Raw genomic sequence first — 19,851 nt, forward strand, 5'->3', positions numbered from 1 at the left:
GCAAAAAAGTGACCGATTTCGTTAATTGCCAAGGCCTCAAGGTGGCGCCAGTCCTGCAACGTTTCGTTGATTCGGACGTGTTGCCGGGAACCGGCCTGGATTCGCAAACATTCTGGGGCGGTTTCGCCGCGCTGGTGCACGAACTGGCGCCGATCAACCGCGCACTGCTGACTGAACGTGATCGGCTGCAAACCGAACTGGACACCTGGCACCGCGCTCACCCGGGACCGGTGACGGACATGGCGGCTTATCGCAGCTTCCTGAGCGGTATCGGTTACCTGCAACCGCAACCCCCAGACGTCAAGGTCAGCACCACCAACGTCGATACGGAAATCAGTGTGCAGGCAGGACCGCAACTGGTCGTTCCCGCCGTCAACGCGCGTTATGCGTTGAATGCCGCGAATGCGCGCTGGGGCTCGCTGTACGACGCGTTGTACGGCACCGATGTGATTTCCAATGACGGCAGCGCCGAACCGGGCCGGACATACAATCCGGTGCGTGGGGCGAAGGTCATCGCGTTTGCCCGTGGCTTCCTGGATCAGGCATTCCCCTTGAGCAGCGGCTCACATGCCGCGGTGGCGCGTTACCGGATCGAAAACGGCACACTGAAAAACACCTTAAAAGACGGCAGCCAAGCCAGTTTATCGAACGCCGCGCAGTACATCGGCTACCAGGGTTCCCTCGCTGACCCCACAGCCATCCTGCTGAAAAACAACGATCTGCACGTCGAGATTCAGATCGATCGCCAGAGTGTCATCGGTCAGGCCGACGCCGCTGGGGTAAAGGACCTGCTGATTGAGGCGGCACTCTCAACCATCATTGATTGTGAAGATTCGGTGGCGGCAGTCGACGCCGATGACAAGGTGCAGGTGTACCGCAACTGGCTGGGTTTGATGAAGGGCGACCTGAAAGAGGACCTGGAGAAAAACGGTAAAACCATCACTCGACGGCTGAACCCGGACCGCGAGTACACCGCAGCCGATGGCAACTCACTGTCGCTGCACGGGCGTTCGCTGCTGTTCATTCGTAACGTCGGGCACCTGATGACCTGCCCGGCGATTCTCGACAATGGCGGGGTGGAAATCCCGGAGGGCATTCTCGACGGCGTCATCACCAGCCTGATTGCCCTGCATGACCTGCAACGCCGCGGCAATTCCCGCACCGGTAGCGTCTACATCGTCAAACCGAAAATGCATGGCCCCGCCGAAGTGGCCTTCACCGAGCAATTGTTCAGCTGCATCGAAGACCTGCTCCAGCTCGAACGTCATACCCTGAAAATGGGCATCATGGACGAGGAACGGCGCACCAGCGTCAACCTCAAGGCCTGCATCGCCGCAGCCTCCGCACGGGTCGCGTTCATCAACACCGGCTTCCTGGATCGCACCGGCGACGAGATGCACACCGCCATGGAAGCGGGCGCGATGTTGCGCAAGGGCGACATGAAAAACACCTCGTGGATCAGGGCCTATGAGCGCAATAACGTGCTTGCCGGTCTGGACTGTGGATTGCGTGGGCGGGCGCAAATCGGCAAAGGCATGTGGGCCATGCCGGATCGGATGGCCGATATGCTCAAGCAAAAAATCGTCCACCCCAAAGCGGGCGCGAATACCGCTTGGGTGCCCTCGCCGACCGCCGCCACATTGCACGCGCTGCATTACCATCAGGGCAACGTGCGCTCGGTGCAGGAGTCCCTTGAAACAACTGACTTCGGTGGCGCCAGCCCGGCACTACTAGACGGTTTGCTCAGCGTGCCGGTCGTCACCGCCCCGTCCTGGTCGGCCGATGAGATTCGACAAGAAGTCGAAAATAACGCGCAAGGTTTGCTGGGGTATGTGGTGCGTTGGGTCGAACAAGGCATCGGCTGCTCGAAGGTGCCCGACATCCATAACGTGGGGTTGATGGAAGATCGCGCGACCTTGCGCATATCCAGCCAGCACATGGCCAACTGGCTGCGACACGGGGTGATCACCAAGGATCAAACCGTCGAGATATTGCAGCGCATGGCGCGGGTCGTTGATCAGCAAAACGCCAGTGATCCGATCTACACGCCAATGGCGCCAGACTTCGAGCAGTCGGTTGCATTTCAAGCGGCCTGCGCACTGGTGTTCGAGGGATGCGCACAACCCAATGGCTATACAGAACCGCTCCTGCATAAATTCCGGCGCGCGTACAAGCAGTCGAGGAGGTAAACAGAGGGAACAAAAGAAGAGGCTCCGGCCTCTTTTTTGTGAACGACTACGCTCGACAGGTATCGCCCACCCTGTCCAACCGACAGAGCAATCGACCCGCCCAAGAGGAAGCGCACAGATGCCCCGTCTTACTGCGAAAGACTTTGCCCCGGAACTGCTCGAACTGTACGACTACTACGCCCACGGCAAGATCAACCGGCGAGAGTTTCTGGATCGGGCGGCGTTGTTCACCTTGGGTGGTTTGACCGCCAGCGCTCTCCTCGCCGCCCTGAGTCCGAATTACGCGCTCGCCCAGCAGGTTGAATTTACTGACCCGGACATTGTTCCCGAATACATCACCTATCCCTCTCCCAAGGGCCACGGGCAGGTCCGTGGCTATCTGGTGCGCCCGGCGAAAGCCACCGGCAAGGTGCCGGCGGTGGTGGTCGTGCATGAAAATCGCGGGCTCAACCCGTACATCGAAGACGTCGCACGGCGTGTGGCCAAGGCAGGCTTCATCGCCCTCGCCCCAGATGGCCTGACGTCAGTGGGCGGCTATCCCGGCAACGATGACAAAGGCCGGGAGTTGCAGGCGACCGTCGACCCGGAAAAGCTCATGAATGATTTTTTCGCCGCCATCGAGTGGCTGATGAAGCATGACGCGACCAGCGGAAAAGTCGGCATCACCGGGTTCTGTTACGGCGGTGGCGTCGTCAATGCGGCGGCCGTCGCCTATCCGGAACTGGGGGCTGCCGTGGCCTTTTATGGCCGCCAGCCAGAGTCCAAGGATGTCGCCCGAATCAAGGCGCCGGTGATGCTTCACTACGGCGAATTGGATACCCGCATCAACGAAGGCTGGCCCGCCTATGAGAAGGCACTGAAAGCTGCGGGCAAGACCTATGAGGCGTACATCTATCCCGGCGCCAACCACGGTTTCCATAACGACTCCACGCCTCGATACGACGAGGCCGCGGCCAAGCTGGCCTGGGACCGGACGCTGGGGTGGTTTCGGCGGTACCTGGCTTAAGGGTGAGGTTGCTCGCCTGTTGCTAAATAGAGTTGGCGGTACGCACCCACCAGTTGATCAAGGGTGAACGCGCGATTTCGCCCGCTAGGATTGGGCAGGATCCATACCGAGGCATTGCCGAAGGTCTTTGGCTGAAGCCCCCATGCAATGTCTCGTTGGCCGGACAGCGCGCAATACGCCGCTTTACCGAGAAACGCCACAAAGCGTGGCGCATAGCGCTCGATTTTTTGTTCAAAGTCCGCAGCGGCAGCGATGAATTCATGGGCAGACAGCTGATCCGCTCGCGCCGTCGGCCGTTCCACCACGGCGGTTAATCCACACTGATACTGCAAGATCGTCCGATCGTTTTCCGGGCGCACCTCCTCAGACGTAAACCCCGCGAGATGCAGCGTGCGCCAGAAGCGATTGCCCCTGCCCGCAAAATGGTGGCCTTGGGCAGCGGCAGTCACGCCTGGGTTGATGCCACAAAAAATCACGGCTAGCTGTTCGGCAAGAATATCGTCGAGTCCTTCACTCACCGTAAACCTCACTCACCGCAGATCACCTTGACCGCACTGCGTGCAAGCTCGGTCAATTCAGCGCGGGATTTTCCCGCCCGCGCACGTATAGAAATGCTATGCAGCAGGGATGACGCGAGTACGGCAAGGGCGGCCGGGTCGACATCGCTTTTCAACTCGCCGGAACTGATGGCCGCTCGCAGACGCGTTTCGAGATCGGCATCGAGCCTGCTGAGCCGGTCCGAAAGCACCTCGCGTATTTCAGAATCTTCGACGGCTTCGGTCGTCGCCGTACCGATCGCAAAGCAACCACGCGGTTGGCCGTCACCCGAGAAGTAGATCGACAACTGCCCTTCATAGAACCGCATCAACGCCTGGCTCAAGGTCAGTTCGTTGTCCGTCAGCGCCTCCTGCATGGCCGCAGCGGCAAACTCCCAATACTGCTCCAGCGCTTTGATATAGAGCGCGTGCTTGTCACCGAATGCCGCATAGAGGCTTGGGCGATTCATACCGGCGGCCGTGGCGATGCTGTCCAGAGAAGCGCCGGAATATCCGGTACTCCAAAAAACATCAAGCGCCTGCAACAGCGCTGTTTGCGGGTCATACGCACGAGGGCGGCCGCGGCCTTTCGCCTCTGCGATCTTTTTTTGTGCCATGTCGTACAAAATCCTTGAAGATGGATGGGGTCGTGGATATTCTTACACCACCGCACAAAATTAAGGAACCAAAAATTCCTAGGCTTTCAGGTTTGTTGAAGCGGAGCTCGAACTGGGTGTTGCTGCGACGAAATTGATGCGGTGGAGCGATCCTCCTGACCGCGCACGGTATGGCTGTTTTTTTGGGTGTTAGCCCTATTTCCCGGTTATAGGTGTATCCGATCATGACTAAACAGTTTGACATCCCAGCTACACAGACCTTCGAGCGCCCTGGGCCGAACCCGTCTGACTCGCCCATCAAGAAGCCGTTTAAAGAGAAATTACGGCCATTCCTGATGATCGGTTTCCCCGTCCTCCTCGCTGCGGTGGGGTACGCCCACTATGTGGCGGGCGAGCCCTTTGTTTCGACCGACAACGCTTACGCCCGAGTGGCGAAGGCATCGATCAACGCGCGCATTTCAGGGCAAGTCGTCGAGATCGCCGTCGAGGACAATCAGCCTGTTCGCAAGGGCCAGATTCTGTTTCGAATCGACCCGAATCCGCTGCAGATCGCCGTTGACCGTGCAGATGCACAACTGAGCGTCGCGCGGCTGCGCATCGATGGCCTCAAGGCCAGCTACCGCCAGCAGCAGGCCGAACTGCAATCGGCCAAAGAGTCTGCCGATTTCGACCAGCGGGAATTTGCCCGCAAGAAGGCGCTGGTCGCGACCGAGTTCGTCTCGCGCGCCATTTATGAGCGCGCCGACACCGACCTGAAAGTTGCCCGGCAACGAATCGCGTCGGTAGAACAACAGCTCGCCAGCACAGTCGTTGCCTTGAACGGTAATCCAAACATCGAAGCCGATAGTCACCCGTCGGTACGCGAGGCCAAGGCTCAGCTCGACGAGGCGCAGCTGTATCTCTCGTACGCGACGGTGTATGCGCCGGACGATGGCATCGTGGCCAAGGTCGACGATTTGCAGGTTGGCAACTATGTGAACAACGGCGCGCCAGCCTTTGCCCTGCTGTCCGGTCGCGAGATTTGGGTTGAGGCCAACTTCCGCGAAACGGAGGTCACCCATATGCGTGCAGGCCAGGAAGCCACCATCCGCATCGATACGTACCCTGATCACCTCTTCAAAGCCCACGTGACTAGCATGAGCCCCGGTGCCGGGTCGGACTTCGCCCTGCTGCCACCGGAAAATGCGACCGGCAACTGGGTCAAGGTAGTCCAGCGGGTACCGGTCCGACTCGAACTCGATGAGGCGGACCCTGCCCTGCCCCTTTTCTCGGGCACCAGCGCTACGGTCAAGGTCGATACCGGGTATCGCACGCCTTGGTGGCATCCGCTCAAAGCGCTGTTAACCGCAGGTAACTTCTGATGAACGCCAATCTTGCCGGACCTCAAGGTGCGGGGGCATTAAGGTTCGCCGCGCTGCTCGCCACCTACATGCAGTCGGCGAACCTGCCGCTTCCGAATGCGGTACTCAGGTTGATTCAGGGCAGCCTGTCGATGACCGACGACCAGGCTGGCTGGATATTCACCTCGTACCTCGCAGCGAGCGCCATCACGATACCGATTGCGCAATGGCTTGCCGGGCGCTATGGCTTGAAGCGGGTTTATCAAGCCGCGCTGGCCTTCTTCGTCCTTGGCTTGCTGCTCGCTACGCAGGCAACGACGCCGCTGGAATTCGTTGGCGCGCGCATTATTCAAGGCCTGGCGAGTGGCGTGCTTGCATCGCTGTCGATGGCGATTTCGCTGGAGACATTGCCACTCGAGAAGCGTGCGAAATTTGGCGCAACGTGGACGGCCATCGTGCTCTTCGGCATCGTCAGCGGCCCGAGCATCGGTGGTTGGGTCGGCGAACATTTCGGATGGCGCCCGATCTTCTACATCAGCCTTCCGCTGTCGGCCTTTATCTTCCTCGTAATGGCGCTGTTGCTGGCCGAGAAAAAGGCCGAGAAACGTCCGTCGTTCGACTTCTTTGGCTTCGGCAGCTTCACGTTGGGTTTGATCAGCCTGCAAATGTTGCTCGACCGAGGTGAACGCCTGGACTGGTTCTCTTCGACCGAGATCTGGCTGGAAGCGCTGGGCTGTGCACTGGGGCTCTATCTGTTCGCGGTGCATGTGCTGACCACGAAGGTGCATTTCCTCAACAAGCGTTTGTTCAACGACCGCAACTTCGTGCTCTCGACGGTCATCTTTTTCGCCGTGGGTTTCGTGCTCTTGTCGACCATGGCGCTGACCTCGCCGATGCTGGACGAGATTCTCGGCTACCCGCCTGACACCACGGGTTCCCTGACGATACCGAGAGGTATCGGGCTTATAGGTGCGTTCCTGCTGATGGGCCGTGTTCCCGAGCGTTTCGACCGTCGATTGTTCGTGGCGGCCGGCGTTGCCGTGGTGATTTATGCCAATTGGATGATGCTCGCCTATTCGCCGTTGATGGACTGGTCGCCCGTGGCGGTGGCGGGTGCGATCCAGGGGATTGGCATCGGCATGCTGATGCCGTCGCTGACCAAGGTCGCGTTCAGCACCCTCGACCCGACGTTACGCCCGGAAGGCACCGGTCTGTTCAACCTGTCACGGGTGTACGGCAGCACCCTGGGCGTTGCGATTGTGCAGTTGTTTTTCTTCAACAATACGCAAGCGATGCACATGGCGCTGGCCAGTAACCTGACGCCGTATCGCGCCGCTGCACACTCCGCGCCGACGTCCCTGCAAGCACTGGCGGGGCTCAACGAAATGATCACCGGCCAGGCAGCTTTTATCGCGGTGATCGACCAGTTCAAGATTTTGATGTTCGCGATGCTGGTGGTGAGCCCACTGGTTGTCTTTCTTCGCAAGCCCGTTCCGACCAACTAGTTTTCGTGGAGTTTGCCAAATGAAATCCCATGCACGCTTCATCAACAGACAGATGTTCAAAACCACCTTCGGTGCGGTGTCGGCGCTTGCGTTCCTGACCGCCTGTACCGTCGGCCCTGACTATCAAATGCCGCCACCGAGCCTGTCGCAGCACTACGATCAACAGGCCGAGCAGCGTCTTGGCCAAGGCGGCAACAAACCCGGTGAACAACGCATTGACCTGGGCAAGAAGGTCAACGGTGACTGGTGGTCTGCGTTTCGTTCGCCGAAGCTCGACAAGCTTGTACGTCGCGCCATTGACGGCAATCTTGAGCTCGTAGCGGCAGACGCGACGATCCGGCAAGCGGCTTCCTTTGTCGCTGCGGCGGAAGGTGCGATGTATCCGCAGGTCGACTTTGGCGCCCAGGCTGGCCGCCAACGGGTGCACAACGCGAAAGAACCTTCCATCTCAAACTTCTATGCAATCGGACCACGGGTTGGCTTCGACCTTGACGTTTTCGGCGGAAACAAGCGGCAGGTCGAACAACAGGAAGCGTTTACCGATCTACAGACGCATCGCTACGAAGCGGCGTACCTGACCCTGACGGGCGATGTCGCGAGCCAGGCGTTGTTGCTGGCCTCGGCCAACGCGCAGATGGCAGCCGTCGAGAAGCTGCTCGCCAATGACGCAAAGAACCTCGACTTGGTGCGCATGGCGCACGCCAATGGCAGCACCACGCAGATCGATGTTTCGCTGGCCCAAACGCGGCTCGCTCAGGACCGCACGCAGTTGCCGCCCCTCGCCCAGCAGCGTGATTCGGCACGTCACGCGCTCTCGATACTGACGGGCAAAGGCCCGGGAGACTGGATCGCACCTGACTTCACGCTCGCCGAGTTTGCCTTGCCGGCAAACGTGCCCGTCAGTCTGCCCTCTGAGATGGCCCACGACCGGCCGGACGTACGGCAAGCGGAGGCAGAACTGCACATGGCCAGCGCCGCGGTTGGCGTGGCGACAGCCAACCTTTATCCGCATGTCGAGCTGTCTGCGTCTCTCGCTCAGGCGGCTTCAGGCAATGGCGGCGCCGCACTCTGGGGTTTCGCTGCCGGGCTCACGGCACCCATCTTCAATGGCGGAACGCTGAAGGCTGAACGTCAGGCCGCCGTCGACGGCTACAAGGCAACTCTCGCCGGCTACCAGCAAACCGTCATTAATTCGTTCGGTCAGGTCGCTGACACGCTGCAAGCCATCAATCATGACACCGAGGAAAACCTGGCCCAGGAGGACGCGTTGCGAGCGGCAGAAACGAGCTTTCGGTTGAACCAACAAGCCTACGCGCAAGGCGAGAACAGCATTCTCCAGGTGCTGGAGGCGGAACGTGCTTATGAGCAAGCGTTGCTGGGTCAAATCAGAGTGAAGACCGCGCAGTACCTCGACACGGTGCGGCTGTACGTGGCACTTGGCGGTAACTCCGTCGGTGTGTTTGAGCAACGAGTGGCCAGTCGCGAAGACCAGAAACCTTCCTATCAGTAGCGCCAGACATTGGAGTAAAAGATATGCCATACGAGTCCTTTCACGATGCACTTCGCGATACCCGATTCCCTTTAATACACGGCTCAGGTGAGATGCCGGCCGTTGGCTTTGGCACGCTGTTCAAGGATCTCAGCGTCACAACGCAAGCGGTCAAGGATGCGCTGGAAGCAGGATTTCGCCATTTCGATTGTGCAGAACGTTATCGAAATGAAGAAAAGGTCGGCGTTGCACTACAGGAAGTTATCGAGGCGGGTAAGGTCCAGCGCGAGGACGTGTTCATTACCACGAAACTGTGGAATACCAACCATCGTCCCGAGCGAGTTGAACCTGCGTTTGAGGCCAGTTGCCGACGGCTTCAGGTTGATTACATCGATTGCTACCTGATCCATACGCCTTTTGCCTTTCAGCCCGGTGATGATCAGGACCCAAGAGACGAGCACGGTCGAGTCATCTACGATTCAGGCGTGACGTTAATAGAGACTTGGCGGGCGCTAGAGCGCCTGGTGGATGAAGGCCGCTGCAAGTCCATCGGCTTATCTGATATCACGCTGGAGCGTTTACAAGAGATTGTGGCAGTGGCCCGGATAAAACCCGCCGTCGTGCAGGTCGAGTCCCACCCCTATCTGCCCGAATGGGACCTGCTTGAATATTGTCAGCAACATGGAATTATCGTTCTTGCGTTTGCGCCACTCGGCCATGGCATGGAGCCGAACGTACTGGAAGACACGGTGATTACAGGGATTGCTAAACACATTCGCAAGACCCCGGCTCAAGTGGCATTGGCCTGGTCTGTACAGCGGGGAGTCGCTTTTCTGACCACGTCTGCTACACCGAGTCATATCCGGGAAAATTTTGATATTTCTACCCTGCCACACAGGGCCATGCGTGAAATTCAGGACGATATTACGATCAGGATTCGATTTAACTCAGTCGTGGAAACGGGTGTACCTGGATTTATTCCGCAGAAAAAGTAATACACCACGAGGGCTAATGCCGATCAATTAAAGGAGTGAACACCACAACCTCTGTGGGAGCGAGCTTGCTCGCGATAGCGGCGGGTCAGTCAGCATTGATTTTGATTGTTGCGCCGCCATCGCGAGCAAGCTCGCTCCCACAGGTTTTGCACCTTAACTGATTGGCATTAACCACAAGGGGGCGGCTGTTTGCAGGGACGCCCTTTTTATCCATACCCCTGAGGTGGAAACGATGGACGTTTTCCAAACCATGCGTTTTTTTGTGGCGGTCGCTCAAAGCGGTAGCTTTACCGCGGCAGCTGAGGTGTTGGACACCACCACAACCAACGTTTCCAAAGCGGTCTCCAGCCTGGAGGCCAGGCTTCAAACCCGCCTGATCAACCGCACAACCCGACGTCTGGCGTTGACCGAAGCCGGTCTGCGCTATTTGCAACGCTGCGAGAAAATTCTTGAAGAGGTGCGTGAAGCGGACGAAGAAGCAGGCACCGCTCACACCCTGCCCGTTGGCAGGCTGAAAATTCACGCGATGTCAGCCATTGGCAATCATTACGTGATCGATGCCATCGCCCGTTACAGGGAGACGCATCCCTCGGTGATGTTTGATCTGACCCTGACCAACCGGCTCCCGGATTTGCTGGAAGAAGGCTATGACATGTCGATTGTCTTGGCGCGGGATTTACCCGATTCAGGGTTTGTCGCTCAGCGGCTCGGCATGACTTACAGCATCCTCTGCGCCTCGCCTGCGTACCTGAAGAAACGCGGACACCCGGAGTCCCCGAGTGCGCTTGGCTCACATGATTGTCTGAGAATTGTGAATACCGTCATGCCCGCTGAAAACTGGGCATTTGAGGGACCCGAAGGCATGGAAACCGTCAACATCCCGCTGTCTCCCTTGCACATCAACACCGCCGATGGCATGACCATCGCGATTACCAATGGAATGGGCATCGGCATTCAGCCTATTGCGTCGGCAGTCGACGGACTCAGGGCGGGTACGTTAGTGCGGGTACTACCTGACTTTCATCTTGAAGCGTTGAATTTGTTTGCAATCTATCCATCACGGAAGTTCGTGGATGCAAAGATCAAGACATGGGTGGAGTTTCTTAAAAGTTACATTCCGGGCTTGTTGGCATCCGATGAAACAATCACAGGCTCACCCAGGAAACGATAACAACATTTGAAATCACGAGTGCTGCAGGTATGGAGTGTCGACCCTCCATCGTCCACACACGACTCAACCATTTGAACAGCCAGTTCCCATGACTTGATACTGCAGGATATGCCGTTGACCGTGAGAGTCTTCGTACGTCATTTGCGCCGGGACTGGCCCGCACAGGTCAGGAATATCTGACACTGCAATGACTTTCTGGATATCCAGCTTCGTATCGTAAGTGTACGTTTCAACAGGCGTCTTGCTGTCCGCGGCAGTTGAATGGCTTTCGCCTGCAAAGGCCTGTGTACCTAAAACGCCAAGCGCAAGAAACATCGCAAGTTTTGAAATTTTCATCGTATTCACCGTATCGTCGAAAGTTAACCTCGTGAGCGGGTTGACCCCGACTCTGTTTGCTCACTCGGTAGAGACGATGCTAGGTGTGTACCCCTCCCTCAAACAGCGACCCACTGGACAAACACTGTTGCCAGATTCCGCATGAATGGGGGATTTCGAACAGGCAACGCCAGGGAGGCGATTAATGAGCTATACCCGCTAATCTCCCTTTGCAGTTCTTCAACGCAGGAGGTTGGCAATGAATCGCAGACTTTCACTTGCAGCGCTAATGGTCACCGCAAGCCTTTTCGGCTGCACCACTTCATCAAACCATGGCGTGAACGTTACTTTGGTTGCCACGCGGCAGAACACCGGTCAAATCGGCAATGTAACGTTGTCCGACTGGGGCAAAGAAACCGGGTTCAGTTTCTTCATCAGTGGTGCTCCAAGCGGAGCGTCTCTGCCCTTGCGCCTCTTCACCTTCATCAATAAAGGCAGCTGCCAGCAACCCGGGCCAGTCGCTTACGCCATGAATGATCATGTCACCACCGAACGCCAGGCCATACGCGGCTGGGCGTTCTCAAGAAGCGCACCGGTCGCAATGCCGGTCCTGCTTTCCGGTGAGTACTCCATCGTCGTGCGAAGTGCACCGGACAGTGGCAACATCGATATTTTTTGCGGAGATATCAAACAGAAAGGCCCGGGGAAATAGCCTCGCTTTGACCTGCCCTCGCCTTCATTTCGAGCGGATCATCGCGCTTTAACAGCCACTCAATGTCGCCATTGAGCCGGGCGACGAAGCCAGCCCACAAGGCTCACCCTGAATGGACCTGATGTTGGTGATGCTGCCCGATGGACCCAGCAGCGTCACGTTGGCAGCCTTGCTCATGTCAGCGCGAAACCGAGCGTTGTCGCGCCCTAAGAATCTATGATTGTCGTCCCTGCAATCGTCTGCGCGAATCCGACGCCAAACACCCGCGCAGGCGTTTCGAAACCTGGTCGCCGATCACCGTTCAGCACCCGGCGCGCGGCCTCCACAGCAGCCAACGGTGTGTAAGTGTAGCCGTTTACGGTCTCGATCACTGAACGCGCACGTGTGCCATCAGCGCCAATGACTTCAGCCACAGCACGGGCGCGATGAGCCTCTCGCTGTTCAGCACTTGGGCCGTCGGGAAGTTGTGACAGTTCGCCTTCAGGGAAAGCGTCGCCGGTAATGTTCACGAACATGGCGATATTGGGAATGCCGGTGGAGTGCCAGCCGGTGACCAGGTCACCGAAGGACAGCGGCGCGCACAGTGCCGGACCATCGCCAAAATCGAAGTGCCGGGGCTGCGCATCGGGTGTTGCAACCAGTAGCCCATCAACCCGCGCCAAGAGGCCCGCGCCAATGATCTCGCTGACGCTTAAGGCCGATCCCCGCGACATTGCGCCAGCGACTTGGAGCGCAACGCTGAGCGACTTCGGCTCCCGCACACGGCGAGCAACATGCATCGCCAGGCAGTCTGTCGGCACCACGTCCCAGCCGACCCCGGGCAGGAGCATGACACCCGCCTCGGCCGCCTGAGCGCCAAGCTGTTCCGCCAGCCGATAGACATTGATCTCGGCCGTGATGTCTAGATAGTCGACCTCGGCCTTGATACAGGCCTGCATCAAGGCGTCTGCGGTCTGAGCAAAAGGCCCGGCGAAATTCAGCAACACGCCGATGCCGTCCAGGGATTCGACGGCCTGGGCATCAGGGGTGAACACTCGAAAAGGCACGCCCAGTTGCGCAGCGAGAGACGCCAGCCTTGCTCCATTGCGGCCAGCGATCACAACGTCCAGCCCCCGTGCTTTGGCGTGCTCGGCTGCCATGCGACCGGTATAGCCCGTCGCCCCGTAGATCATTAATTTCTTCATTGGGCGTGCTGCCAGTTTTTGTAGACGAATTCGAGGCTGTAACCGTCCGGGTCAAGGACATTGGCGGCGTAGTAATCGGGGTCGTAATGCAGGCGTGCGCCAGGCGCACCATTGTCGATAGCGCCATTCTCAATAGCCGCGGCGTAAGCTGCGTCGACCTCGGCCTTACTGTTCGCCACGAAGCCGACATGAACCGCCCGCCCCTCCACAACACCCTCGCGCAACCAGAAAAACACCCGGCCATTGGCACCGAAGCCCTTGAGGTCCGGGTGGCCTGGCGGGCCGTCCTTACCGTCGTAATCAAGCCGGCCGGTAATGCCCAGCGGGGTCAGAGTCGCGGTGTAGAAACGGATGGAACTCTCAACGTCGCTTACCGAGATAAAAATATGATCAAGCATTGCGGTCACCTCGCTTTTCAGATGCTGATTCAGATGAAATACCCGCCCGCGACTTCGATCGTCTGAGCATTGATCCAGCCTCCTTCTTCGGATAGCAGCAGGGTGATAACGCGAGCGACATCCTCCGGCTCGCCCACCCGACCAAGGGCGGTTTGCGACGCGAGCAGAGCCTCGAATTCGTCATTCAAACCGCCGCCCAGTTCGGTGCGGATCGCCCCCGGTGAGACGGCATTGGCCCGGATACGCCGAGGGCCGAACTCTTTGGCCATGTAACGGGTCAGCACGTCGAGTCCGCCCTTGAAAGCCGCATAAGGCGCGACACCCGCAGTGGCCACGCGGGTCGTGGCGCTGGTCAGGTTGACGATGCTGGCGCCCTCTCCCATCAGTGGCAGCAACGCTTGAGTCAGGAAAAACGGGCCTTTGAGGTGTACGTTCAGCAAGTCGTCAAACTGCGCCTCGGTGACCAATTCCAGGCGATTGAACAAACCATGGCCCGCGTTGTTCACCAGCCCGCCGAGGGTTGCCACGCCCCAGGTTGCCTGCAAAGTCAGTTGCACCGTTTCTCTGAAGCTGTCGAACCGCTTCACATCAGCGACATCCAGCTCAAGCGCCACAGCTTTTCCACCCGATGCCTGGATACGCTGGACGACAGCGTTTGCTGAATCAGCATTGCTCTTGTAGGTCAGGATGACCCCCATTCCGCGCCGGGCGCAGTGTTCGGCGGTGCTGGCGCCGATGCCTCGGCTGCCTCCGGTAATGACGATAACGCTCATTTGCTGCTCCAAGATCACTGGGATGAGTCACCACAGTAACCATCGCCGTTGTCACGAGCGCAGCCGTTCCTGCTCCAATCCTGCCTGTTTCTGCTTTTTGCTTGCCTGGGCGTATCAGCCTGGGTTCAGATACTCCCCATGACAAACCAACTGAATGAACTTCGCGTGCTGGCTGCCCGGGCCGAAAACCGCCGCACGGAGACAGGCATCCCCCGCGTCGCCATGGTCCAGGGCGAAATCCCTGAGCACCTGCTGGCCGCGGTTTACGAGCCGATGATCAACCTGATCCTGCAAGGCAGTAAATCAATGACCATCGGAGACCGCACACTTCGCTATGACCCGGCGACCTATTTCGTCATGTCCATCGAGTTGCCTGCGGTCGGCCAAGTACACCCTGCTGCTTCCGGTGAGCCTTATCTGGCGGTCAGCCTGACACTCGACCCGACGGTCCTGGCGACGCTGCTGGCCGACCTGCCAAAGCCCATCGGGCATTACGACAAGGAAGCAGGTTTTTCGGTAGCCGCTGTCACGCCCGACCTGCTGGACGCCTGGGTGCGCTTGCTGCGATTGATGGGCCGACCTGAAGAAATTGCGGCCCTGGCACCTGCCTACGAACGGGAGATTCTGTACCGCGTTTTGCAAGGCCCCCACGGCTGGATGCTGCGTGATATTGCGGCACCCGATAGCGCCATGGCTCGGGTCAGCCTGGCCATCCAGTACATTCGTCGGGACTTCGCCAAGCCCATCCGTGTGGAGACACTGGCGCAACAAGCGGCGATGAGCGTGTCGGCCTTTCACCGGCACTTCAAAGCCGTCACGGCGCTGAGCCCGTTGCAGTATCAAAAAAGGGTTCGCTTGCTTCAGGCCCGGACGCTGCTGGTGGCCCACGCCAAAAGTGTCACGAATGCAGCGTTCGAGGTCGGTTATGAAAGCGCTACGCAATTCAGCCGCGATTACGCACGGGTGTTCGGCTTGCCGCCCTCACGAGATGCCGCGCGGATTGTTGGAGAAACCCTGGGCCATAGCAAATAGCTAAAAAAAGACTGCCGAAGCGTAAAGGAGTCCACCCCGTTACTTGGGGTCAAGGCGAGCGTTGCCCTGTCTTTCTGCGAACTCATTCACGTCTCAATCACATCATCCGCCCAACTGATAGCCGCAACGACAGTGGGAAAACCGATCGTGCTGGTCAGTGAGATCAGCGTGTGACGGATCTGCTCTGGTGTAGCGCCCGCCTCCAGTGCCCGTCGGGTATGGCTGTGCACCGCGCCCTCAGAACGGATGGCCGCCGCGGCCCCGAGCTGGATCAGCTGGACAACGATTTCTTCCAGTGGGCCGGTATGACGCACCGCCGTACCCAAGGCCTCCACGGCGGCCAGGTAATCCGGATACTGCTGTTCGAGACGTTGGTAGGTGTTGTGCGCTTTCTTCTTTGTCATGTTGGTTTCCTCGCGTTGGACGGCGATCAGTTCTCGCCTTTGCGCCCGAGTCATCAGGCTGCGATTTGCGAAACTTGCACACTGCAACAGTAGGCTACTCTTACAGCAGCTCATTGCACACGATGCTCGCGTCTGCAGGTTTTGGTTTGTTCTGGAGAGCGTCTGCAACAGCTATTTCAGACAGGCCCAAACAATTCACGCAGGACTACGTGATGACCGAGCCCCTCCTCAGTTTTGATCAACTCAAGCGTGCCGCCGCCTCCGGCGAGATCGATACCGTTCTTGTTTGCATGGTCGACATGCAAGGCCGACTGGTCGGCAAGCGATTCCAGGTCGAGTTTTTCATCGACAGCGGCCATGAAGAAACCCACTGCTGCAATTACCTGCTGGCCGACGACATCGACATGGAACCGGTGCCGGGTTACGCCGCGGCCAGCTGGAGCAAAGGCTATGGCGACTTCGTGCTCAAACCCGACATGGCCACATTGCGAAAGGTGCCCTGGCTGGAGTGCACGGCGCTGGTGCTCTGCGACGTGCTCGATCATCACCATCGGCGCGACCTGCCGCACAGCCCGCGGGCGATCCTGAAAAAGCAGGTCGAGCGACTGCGCGAACGCGGTTACACCGGCATGTTCGCCTCGGAACTGGAGTTCTATCTGTTCGACGAGAGCTACGAGGCGATCCACGAGCGCAACTACCACAAGCCGAAAACGGCCGGTCACTACATCGAGGACTACAACATCCTGCAGACCACCCGCGAAGAGCCGGTGCTGCGGGCGATTCGCAAGCATCTGCAGGCCAGCGGCATTCCCGTGGAAAACTCCAAGGGTGAATGGGGGCCGGGCCAGGAAGAGATCAACATCCGTTATGCCGATGCGCTGACCATGGCCGACCACCACGTCATCATCAAGCACGCCTGCAAAGAGATCGCGCAACTGCAGGGCAAGGCGATCACGTTCATGGCCAAGTGGCGCTACGACGCCGCCGGTTCCAGCAGCCACATCCACAATTCGCTGTGGGACAAGAACGGTAAAAAGCCGCTGTTCTTCGATGCCAAGGCTGAGTTCGGCATGTCGAAACTCATGCGTTCCTGGGTGGCCGGGCAGCTCAAATACGCCAACGACATCACCTGTTTTCTCGCGCCCTACATCAACTCGTACAAGCGCTTTCAGGCCGGTACCTTTGCACCGACCCGGGCGGTGTGGAGTCGGGACAATCGCACCGCAGGTTTCCGTTTGTGCGCAGAAGGCAGCAAAGCCATCCGCATCGAATGTCGCATTGGCGGAGCCGACCTCAACCCATATCTGGCCTTCGCCGCCTTGATCGCTGCGGGACTGGCCGGTATCGACGAGAAGCTCAGCCTCGCGCCGCCCTTCGAGGGCGATGCCTACGTCGACGAACACTTGCCTGAAGTCTCGAAAACCCTGCGCGAAGCCTGCGCCGCGCTCCAGGGCTCGACCATGTTGCGCGAAGCGTTCGGCGATGAAGTGATCGACCACTACGTGCACACCGCCGAATGGGAACAGAAAGAGTACGACCGGCGGATCACCGACTGGGAACTGCAGCGCGGGTTTGAGCGCTATTGAGACGTCCATCATGACTTCAACGATTCAACTCATCTCCCCGGTCGATGGCCGGGTCTATGCCGAACGCCGCTGCGCCGATGCGGCGCAAATCGACCAGGCGCTGGCAGCGGCCGAAGCTGCCCAGGCGCAATGGAAACGCCGGCCACTGAGCGAGCGCGCCGCCTTCTGTAGCGCCGCGGTGGACGCGATGTTGGCCATGAAAGCTGACATCGTGCCGGAACTGGCCTGGCAAATGGGCCGTCCGGTGCGCTTTGGCGCTGGCGAACTGCGCGGTTTCGAAGAGCGTGCCCGGCATATGATCGCCATTGCGCCTGACGCCCTGGCAGCGCTTGAGCCCACGCCCGTCGCCGGTTTTCGACGCTGTATCAAACGCGAGCCGCTGGGTACGGTGCTGGTTGTCGCCCCCTGGAATTACCCCTACCTGACGGCGGTGAATACGATTATCCCGGCACTGATGGCCGGCAACAGCGTGATCCTCAAACACGCTTCACAAACGCTGCTGGTCGGCGAGCGTTTCGCCGAGGCCTTTCGCCGTGCCAATCTGCCCGAAGGATTGTTCCAAAACCTGCTGCTGAGTCATCTCTATACCGGAGCGATCATTGCCTCTGGACGCGTGCAGCAGGTGAACTTCACCGGTTCGGTGGACGCGGGTAAGGCCATGGAACACGCGGCCGTCGGACGTTTCCTCGGCGTGGGCCTGGAGCTCGGTGGCAAAGACCCGGCCTACGTCCGGGCAGACGCCAACCTCGAACACGCGGTGGAAAATCTGGTGGATGGCAGCTTCTTCAACTCCGGGCAGAGTTGCTGCGCCGTCGAGCGAATTTATGTCGATGAAAAAATCTACCCGGCGTTTATCGAACGCTTCGCCGCCTTGACTCGCCAATACGTGCTGGGCAACCCGCTGGACGAAGCCACCACACTCGGTCCGCTGGTGACACCGAGTGCCGCTGAATTCGTTCGCGGGCAGATCGCCGATGCACTGACCCATGGCGCTCGGGCGCTGATCGACCCAAAGGATTTTCCTGCCGACGCGCCGGGCAGCGCATACCTCGCCCCGCAAGTATTAGTCGACGTCACCCATCAAATGTCGGTGATGCGCGAGGAAAGCTTTGGTCCCGTGGTCGGCGTCATGCCGGTGGCCGACGACGACGAAGCCATTGCCTTGATGAACGACAGTGAGTTCGGGCTCAGCGCTTCCATCTGGACGCAAGACCTTGCCGCCGCCGAATACCTGGGCGACCAGATCGACACCGGCACCGTGTTCATGAACCGCTGCGATTACCTGGACCCGGCACTGGCCTGGACCGGTATCAAGAACAGCGGGCGCGGCGTCACGCTGTCGCGCCTGGGTTATGAAAATCTGACCCGCGCGAAATCCTTCCATTTGCGCCACGAGATCTGAGCCATGAGCCTGACCGCGAACTGGAACTACCCCACAAGCATCCACTTCGGTGTCGGCCGCATCGCCGAGCTTGCCGAGATCTGCCGCAGTCAAGGAATCCAGCGACCGTTGCTGGTCACCGACAGTGGTTTGGCGCGTGCCCCGATTACCACCGCAGCGCTGGACGCCTTGCGCGCTGCCGGCCTTGGCGTCGCGCTGTTTTGCGACCTTAAACCCAACCCGGTCGAAGCCAACCTGGCGGGCGGGCTCGATGCCTGGCGCGCTGGCAAACACGATGGCGTGGTCGCCTTCGGCGGTGGCAGCGGCCTGGACATGGGCAAGCTCATCGCCTTCATGAGTGGCCAAACCCGACCGGTGTGGGATTTCGAAGACATCGGCGACTACTGGACCCGCGCCGACGAAGGCAGCATCGCCCCGATCATTGCGGTGCCGACCACGGCGGGTACCGGCTCCGAGGTGGGCCGTGCCGCGGTGATCATCGATGAGCGTACGCACACCAAACGCATCATCTTCCACCCGAAGATGATGCCGCGCGTGGTCATCAGCGATCCGGCCCTCACCGTCGGCATGCCGGCCAAGGTCACCGCAGGCACCGGCATGGATGCGTTTGCGCATTGCCTGGAATCGTATTGCGCCCCCGGTTTTCACCCCATGGCCGAAGGGATTGCGGTGGAAGGCATGCGCCTGGTCGCCAATGCCCTGGTGCGAGCCGTACACACACCCTCGGACCTGGAGGCGCGCGCGGAAATGCTCGCGGCCGCCGCGATGGGCGCTACCGCTTTCCAGAAAGGCCTGGGCGGGATGCACGCCCTCTCACATCCGGTGGGCGCCCTGTACGACACCCATCACGGCATGACCAACGCCACGTTCATGCCCTATGTCCTGAAATTCAATCGCCCGGCCATCGAGGAACGCATCACCCGCCTCGCGGCTTATTTGCGTCTGCCCTCACCCGGCTTCGACAGTTTTCTGGCCTTCGTCCTCAAGTTGCGCAAGGACATCGGCGTGCCCCATACGCTGGTTGAGCTAGGGGTGGATGACCGGCAGGCCGACCTGATCGCGGACATGGCGATTGTCGACCCTTGCGCCGGCGGCAACCCGTTGCCATTGACCCGAAATGGCGCGGCAGAAATTTTCGAAGCGGCCTACCACGGCCGTCTGTAGAGCAGTTGTCTGTCCATGGCCAAGGTGCGAACG

General features: G+C 59.3%; 19 protein-coding genes. 12 read left to right on the forward strand and 7 right to left on the reverse strand.

Annotated features, from left to right (window positions below; all coding sequences use genetic code 11):
* The first annotated feature begins 8 nt into the window (after nucleotides 1-8).
* Both MO767_RS10545 and yghX read left to right on the forward strand, forming a co-directional pair.
* Nucleotides 9-2,189, forward strand: coding sequence for a malate synthase G (locus tag MO767_RS10545; RefSeq protein ID WP_282480419.1), 2,181 nt, complete (start codon nucleotides 9-11; stop codon nucleotides 2,187-2,189).
* Nucleotides 2,190-2,307: 118 nt separating this feature from the next.
* Nucleotides 2,308-3,195: a YghX family hydrolase gene (gene yghX, locus MO767_RS10550; RefSeq protein WP_282480420.1), complete on the forward strand. Its 888-nt coding sequence runs from the start codon at nucleotides 2,308-2,310 to the stop codon at nucleotides 3,193-3,195.
* Here yghX and mug read toward each other — a convergent pair.
* Nucleotides 3,192-3,713 carry a G/U mismatch-specific DNA glycosylase gene (mug, locus tag MO767_RS10555; RefSeq protein ID WP_282480421.1) on the reverse strand — a complete coding sequence of 174 codons (522 nt, stop codon included), beginning with the start codon at nucleotides 3,711-3,713 and terminating at the stop codon, nucleotides 3,192-3,194. The two genes, yghX and mug, sit on opposite strands and share 4 nt — an antisense overlap.
* 8 nt (nucleotides 3,714-3,721) lie before the next feature.
* Nucleotides 3,722-4,348 carry a TetR/AcrR family transcriptional regulator gene (locus tag MO767_RS10560; RefSeq protein WP_282480529.1) on the reverse strand — a complete coding sequence of 209 codons (627 nt, stop codon included), beginning with the start codon at nucleotides 4,346-4,348 and terminating at the stop codon, nucleotides 3,722-3,724.
* 224 nt (nucleotides 4,349-4,572) lie between these two features.
* Here MO767_RS10560 and MO767_RS10565 point away from each other — a divergent pair, with 224 nt between their 5' ends.
* The 5 genes from MO767_RS10565 (at nucleotide 4,573) to MO767_RS10585 (ending at nucleotide 10,848) form a co-directional block, all read left to right on the forward strand.
* Entirely contained in the window at nucleotides 4,573-5,709 is a 1,137-nt protein-coding gene (locus tag MO767_RS10565) for an HlyD family secretion protein (protein WP_282480422.1), read from the forward strand.
* Nucleotides 5,709-7,193, forward strand: coding sequence for a DHA2 family efflux MFS transporter permease subunit (locus tag MO767_RS10570; RefSeq protein ID WP_282480423.1), 1,485 nt, complete (start codon nucleotides 5,709-5,711; stop codon nucleotides 7,191-7,193). The genes MO767_RS10565 and MO767_RS10570 overlap by 1 nt, the downstream gene beginning before the upstream one ends.
* A gap of 19 nt (nucleotides 7,194-7,212) precedes the next feature.
* Nucleotides 7,213-8,703, forward strand: coding sequence for an efflux transporter outer membrane subunit (locus MO767_RS10575; protein ID WP_282480424.1), 1,491 nt, complete (start codon nucleotides 7,213-7,215; stop codon nucleotides 8,701-8,703).
* Between the two features lie 23 nt (nucleotides 8,704-8,726).
* Nucleotides 8,727-9,677 carry an aldo/keto reductase gene (locus tag MO767_RS10580; protein ID WP_282480425.1) on the forward strand — a complete coding sequence of 317 codons (951 nt, stop codon included), beginning with the start codon at nucleotides 8,727-8,729 and terminating at the stop codon, nucleotides 9,675-9,677.
* 232 nt (nucleotides 9,678-9,909) lie between these two features.
* Nucleotides 9,910-10,848 carry a LysR family transcriptional regulator gene (locus MO767_RS10585; protein ID WP_282480426.1) on the forward strand — a complete coding sequence of 313 codons (939 nt, stop codon included), beginning with the start codon at nucleotides 9,910-9,912 and terminating at the stop codon, nucleotides 10,846-10,848.
* Between the two features lie 63 nt (nucleotides 10,849-10,911).
* Here the strand turns inward: MO767_RS10585 and MO767_RS10590 are convergent, their stop codons facing one another.
* A complete protein-coding gene (locus tag MO767_RS10590; protein WP_282480427.1) occupies nucleotides 10,912-11,184 on the reverse strand; it encodes a DUF2790 domain-containing protein in 273 nt (90 codons plus the stop codon).
* 238 nt (nucleotides 11,185-11,422) lie between these two features.
* Between MO767_RS10590 and MO767_RS10595 the strand changes: the two genes are divergently transcribed.
* Nucleotides 11,423-11,875, forward strand: coding sequence for a hypothetical protein (locus MO767_RS10595; RefSeq protein ID WP_282480428.1), 453 nt, complete (start codon nucleotides 11,423-11,425; stop codon nucleotides 11,873-11,875).
* 206 nt (nucleotides 11,876-12,081) lie between these two features.
* Here MO767_RS10595 and MO767_RS10600 read toward each other — a convergent pair whose 3' ends face one another.
* Genes MO767_RS10600 through MO767_RS10610 form a run of 3 tightly spaced genes read right to left on the reverse strand, consistent with a single transcriptional unit; the run spans nucleotide 12,082 to nucleotide 14,230 of the window.
* Entirely contained in the window at nucleotides 12,082-13,059 is a 978-nt protein-coding gene (locus MO767_RS10600) for a saccharopine dehydrogenase NADP-binding domain-containing protein (RefSeq protein ID WP_282480429.1), read from the reverse strand.
* Entirely contained in the window at nucleotides 13,056-13,457 is a 402-nt protein-coding gene (locus MO767_RS10605) for a VOC family protein (RefSeq protein WP_282480430.1), read from the reverse strand. Before MO767_RS10605 ends, MO767_RS10600 begins: the two co-directional genes overlap by 4 nt.
* A gap of 29 nt (nucleotides 13,458-13,486) precedes the next feature.
* Nucleotides 13,487-14,230, reverse strand: coding sequence for an SDR family oxidoreductase (locus tag MO767_RS10610; protein WP_282480431.1), 744 nt, complete (start codon nucleotides 14,228-14,230; stop codon nucleotides 13,487-13,489).
* 138 nt (nucleotides 14,231-14,368) lie between these two features.
* Here MO767_RS10610 and MO767_RS10615 point away from each other — a divergent pair, with 138 nt between their 5' ends.
* A complete protein-coding gene (locus tag MO767_RS10615) occupies nucleotides 14,369-15,262 on the forward strand; it encodes an AraC family transcriptional regulator (protein WP_282480432.1) in 894 nt (297 codons plus the stop codon).
* 86 nt (nucleotides 15,263-15,348) lie between these two features.
* Here the strand turns inward: MO767_RS10615 and MO767_RS10620 are convergent, their stop codons facing one another.
* Nucleotides 15,349-15,666, reverse strand: a complete 318-nt coding sequence (locus tag MO767_RS10620; RefSeq protein ID WP_008157167.1) for a carboxymuconolactone decarboxylase family protein — start codon at nucleotides 15,664-15,666, stop codon at nucleotides 15,349-15,351.
* 212 nt (nucleotides 15,667-15,878) lie between these two features.
* Between MO767_RS10620 and MO767_RS10625 the strand changes: the two genes are divergently transcribed.
* Genes MO767_RS10625 through MO767_RS10635 form a run of 3 tightly spaced genes read left to right on the forward strand, consistent with a single transcriptional unit; the run spans nucleotide 15,879 to nucleotide 19,818 of the window.
* Nucleotides 15,879-17,252 carry a glutamine synthetase family protein gene (locus MO767_RS10625; protein ID WP_134422878.1) on the forward strand — a complete coding sequence of 458 codons (1,374 nt, stop codon included), beginning with the start codon at nucleotides 15,879-15,881 and terminating at the stop codon, nucleotides 17,250-17,252.
* Between the two features lie 10 nt (nucleotides 17,253-17,262).
* Nucleotides 17,263-18,654 (forward strand): aldehyde dehydrogenase family protein, encoded by a 1,392-nt coding sequence (locus MO767_RS10630; RefSeq protein WP_282480433.1) that lies wholly within the window; start codon nucleotides 17,263-17,265, stop codon nucleotides 18,652-18,654.
* 3 nt (nucleotides 18,655-18,657) lie between these two features.
* Nucleotides 18,658-19,818 carry an iron-containing alcohol dehydrogenase gene (locus MO767_RS10635; RefSeq protein ID WP_282480434.1) on the forward strand — a complete coding sequence of 387 codons (1,161 nt, stop codon included), beginning with the start codon at nucleotides 18,658-18,660 and terminating at the stop codon, nucleotides 19,816-19,818.
* Nucleotides 19,819-19,851: the final 33 nt, after the last annotated feature.

The organism is Pseudomonas sp. UYIF39, assembly GCF_029963765.1.
GTDB lineage: Bacteria > Pseudomonadota > Gammaproteobacteria > Pseudomonadales > Pseudomonadaceae > Aquipseudomonas.

Excerpts from the sequence above, each read along its gene's own strand:
- MO767_RS10570 (WP_282480423.1), top strand. The coding sequence starts at position 5,709 with ATGAACGCCAATCTTGCCGGACCTCAAGGTGCGGGGGCATTAAGGTTC.
- MO767_RS10625 (WP_134422878.1), top strand. The coding sequence starts at position 15,879 with ATGACCGAGCCCCTCCTCAGTTTTGATCAACTCAAGCGTGCCGCCGCC.
- yghX (WP_282480420.1), top strand. The coding sequence starts at position 2,308 with ATGCCCCGTCTTACTGCGAAAGACTTTGCCCCGGAACTGCTCGAACTG.
- MO767_RS10615 (WP_282480432.1), top strand. The coding sequence starts at position 14,369 with ATGACAAACCAACTGAATGAACTTCGCGTGCTGGCTGCCCGGGCCGAA.
- MO767_RS10590 (WP_282480427.1), bottom strand. The coding sequence starts at position 11,184 with ATGAAAATTTCAAAACTTGCGATGTTTCTTGCGCTTGGCGTTTTAGGT.
- MO767_RS10620 (WP_008157167.1), bottom strand. The coding sequence starts at position 15,666 with ATGACAAAGAAGAAAGCGCACAACACCTACCAACGTCTCGAACAGCAG.
- MO767_RS10565 (WP_282480422.1), top strand. The coding sequence starts at position 4,573 with ATGACTAAACAGTTTGACATCCCAGCTACACAGACCTTCGAGCGCCCT.
- MO767_RS10610 (WP_282480431.1), bottom strand. The coding sequence starts at position 14,230 with ATGAGCGTTATCGTCATTACCGGAGGCAGCCGAGGCATCGGCGCCAGC.
- MO767_RS10580 (WP_282480425.1), top strand. The coding sequence starts at position 8,727 with ATGCCATACGAGTCCTTTCACGATGCACTTCGCGATACCCGATTCCCT.
- MO767_RS10560 (WP_282480529.1), bottom strand. The coding sequence starts at position 4,348 with ATGGCACAAAAAAAGATCGCAGAGGCGAAAGGCCGCGGCCGCCCTCGT.
- MO767_RS10605 (WP_282480430.1), bottom strand. The coding sequence starts at position 13,457 with ATGCTTGATCATATTTTTATCTCGGTAAGCGACGTTGAGAGTTCCATC.
- MO767_RS10585 (WP_282480426.1), top strand. The coding sequence starts at position 9,910 with ATGGACGTTTTCCAAACCATGCGTTTTTTTGTGGCGGTCGCTCAAAGC.
- MO767_RS10595 (WP_282480428.1), top strand. The coding sequence starts at position 11,423 with ATGAATCGCAGACTTTCACTTGCAGCGCTAATGGTCACCGCAAGCCTT.
- MO767_RS10575 (WP_282480424.1), top strand. The coding sequence starts at position 7,213 with ATGAAATCCCATGCACGCTTCATCAACAGACAGATGTTCAAAACCACC.
- MO767_RS10635 (WP_282480434.1), top strand. The coding sequence starts at position 18,658 with ATGAGCCTGACCGCGAACTGGAACTACCCCACAAGCATCCACTTCGGT.
- MO767_RS10600 (WP_282480429.1), bottom strand. The coding sequence starts at position 13,059 with ATGAAGAAATTAATGATCTACGGGGCGACGGGCTATACCGGTCGCATG.
- MO767_RS10630 (WP_282480433.1), top strand. The coding sequence starts at position 17,263 with ATGACTTCAACGATTCAACTCATCTCCCCGGTCGATGGCCGGGTCTAT.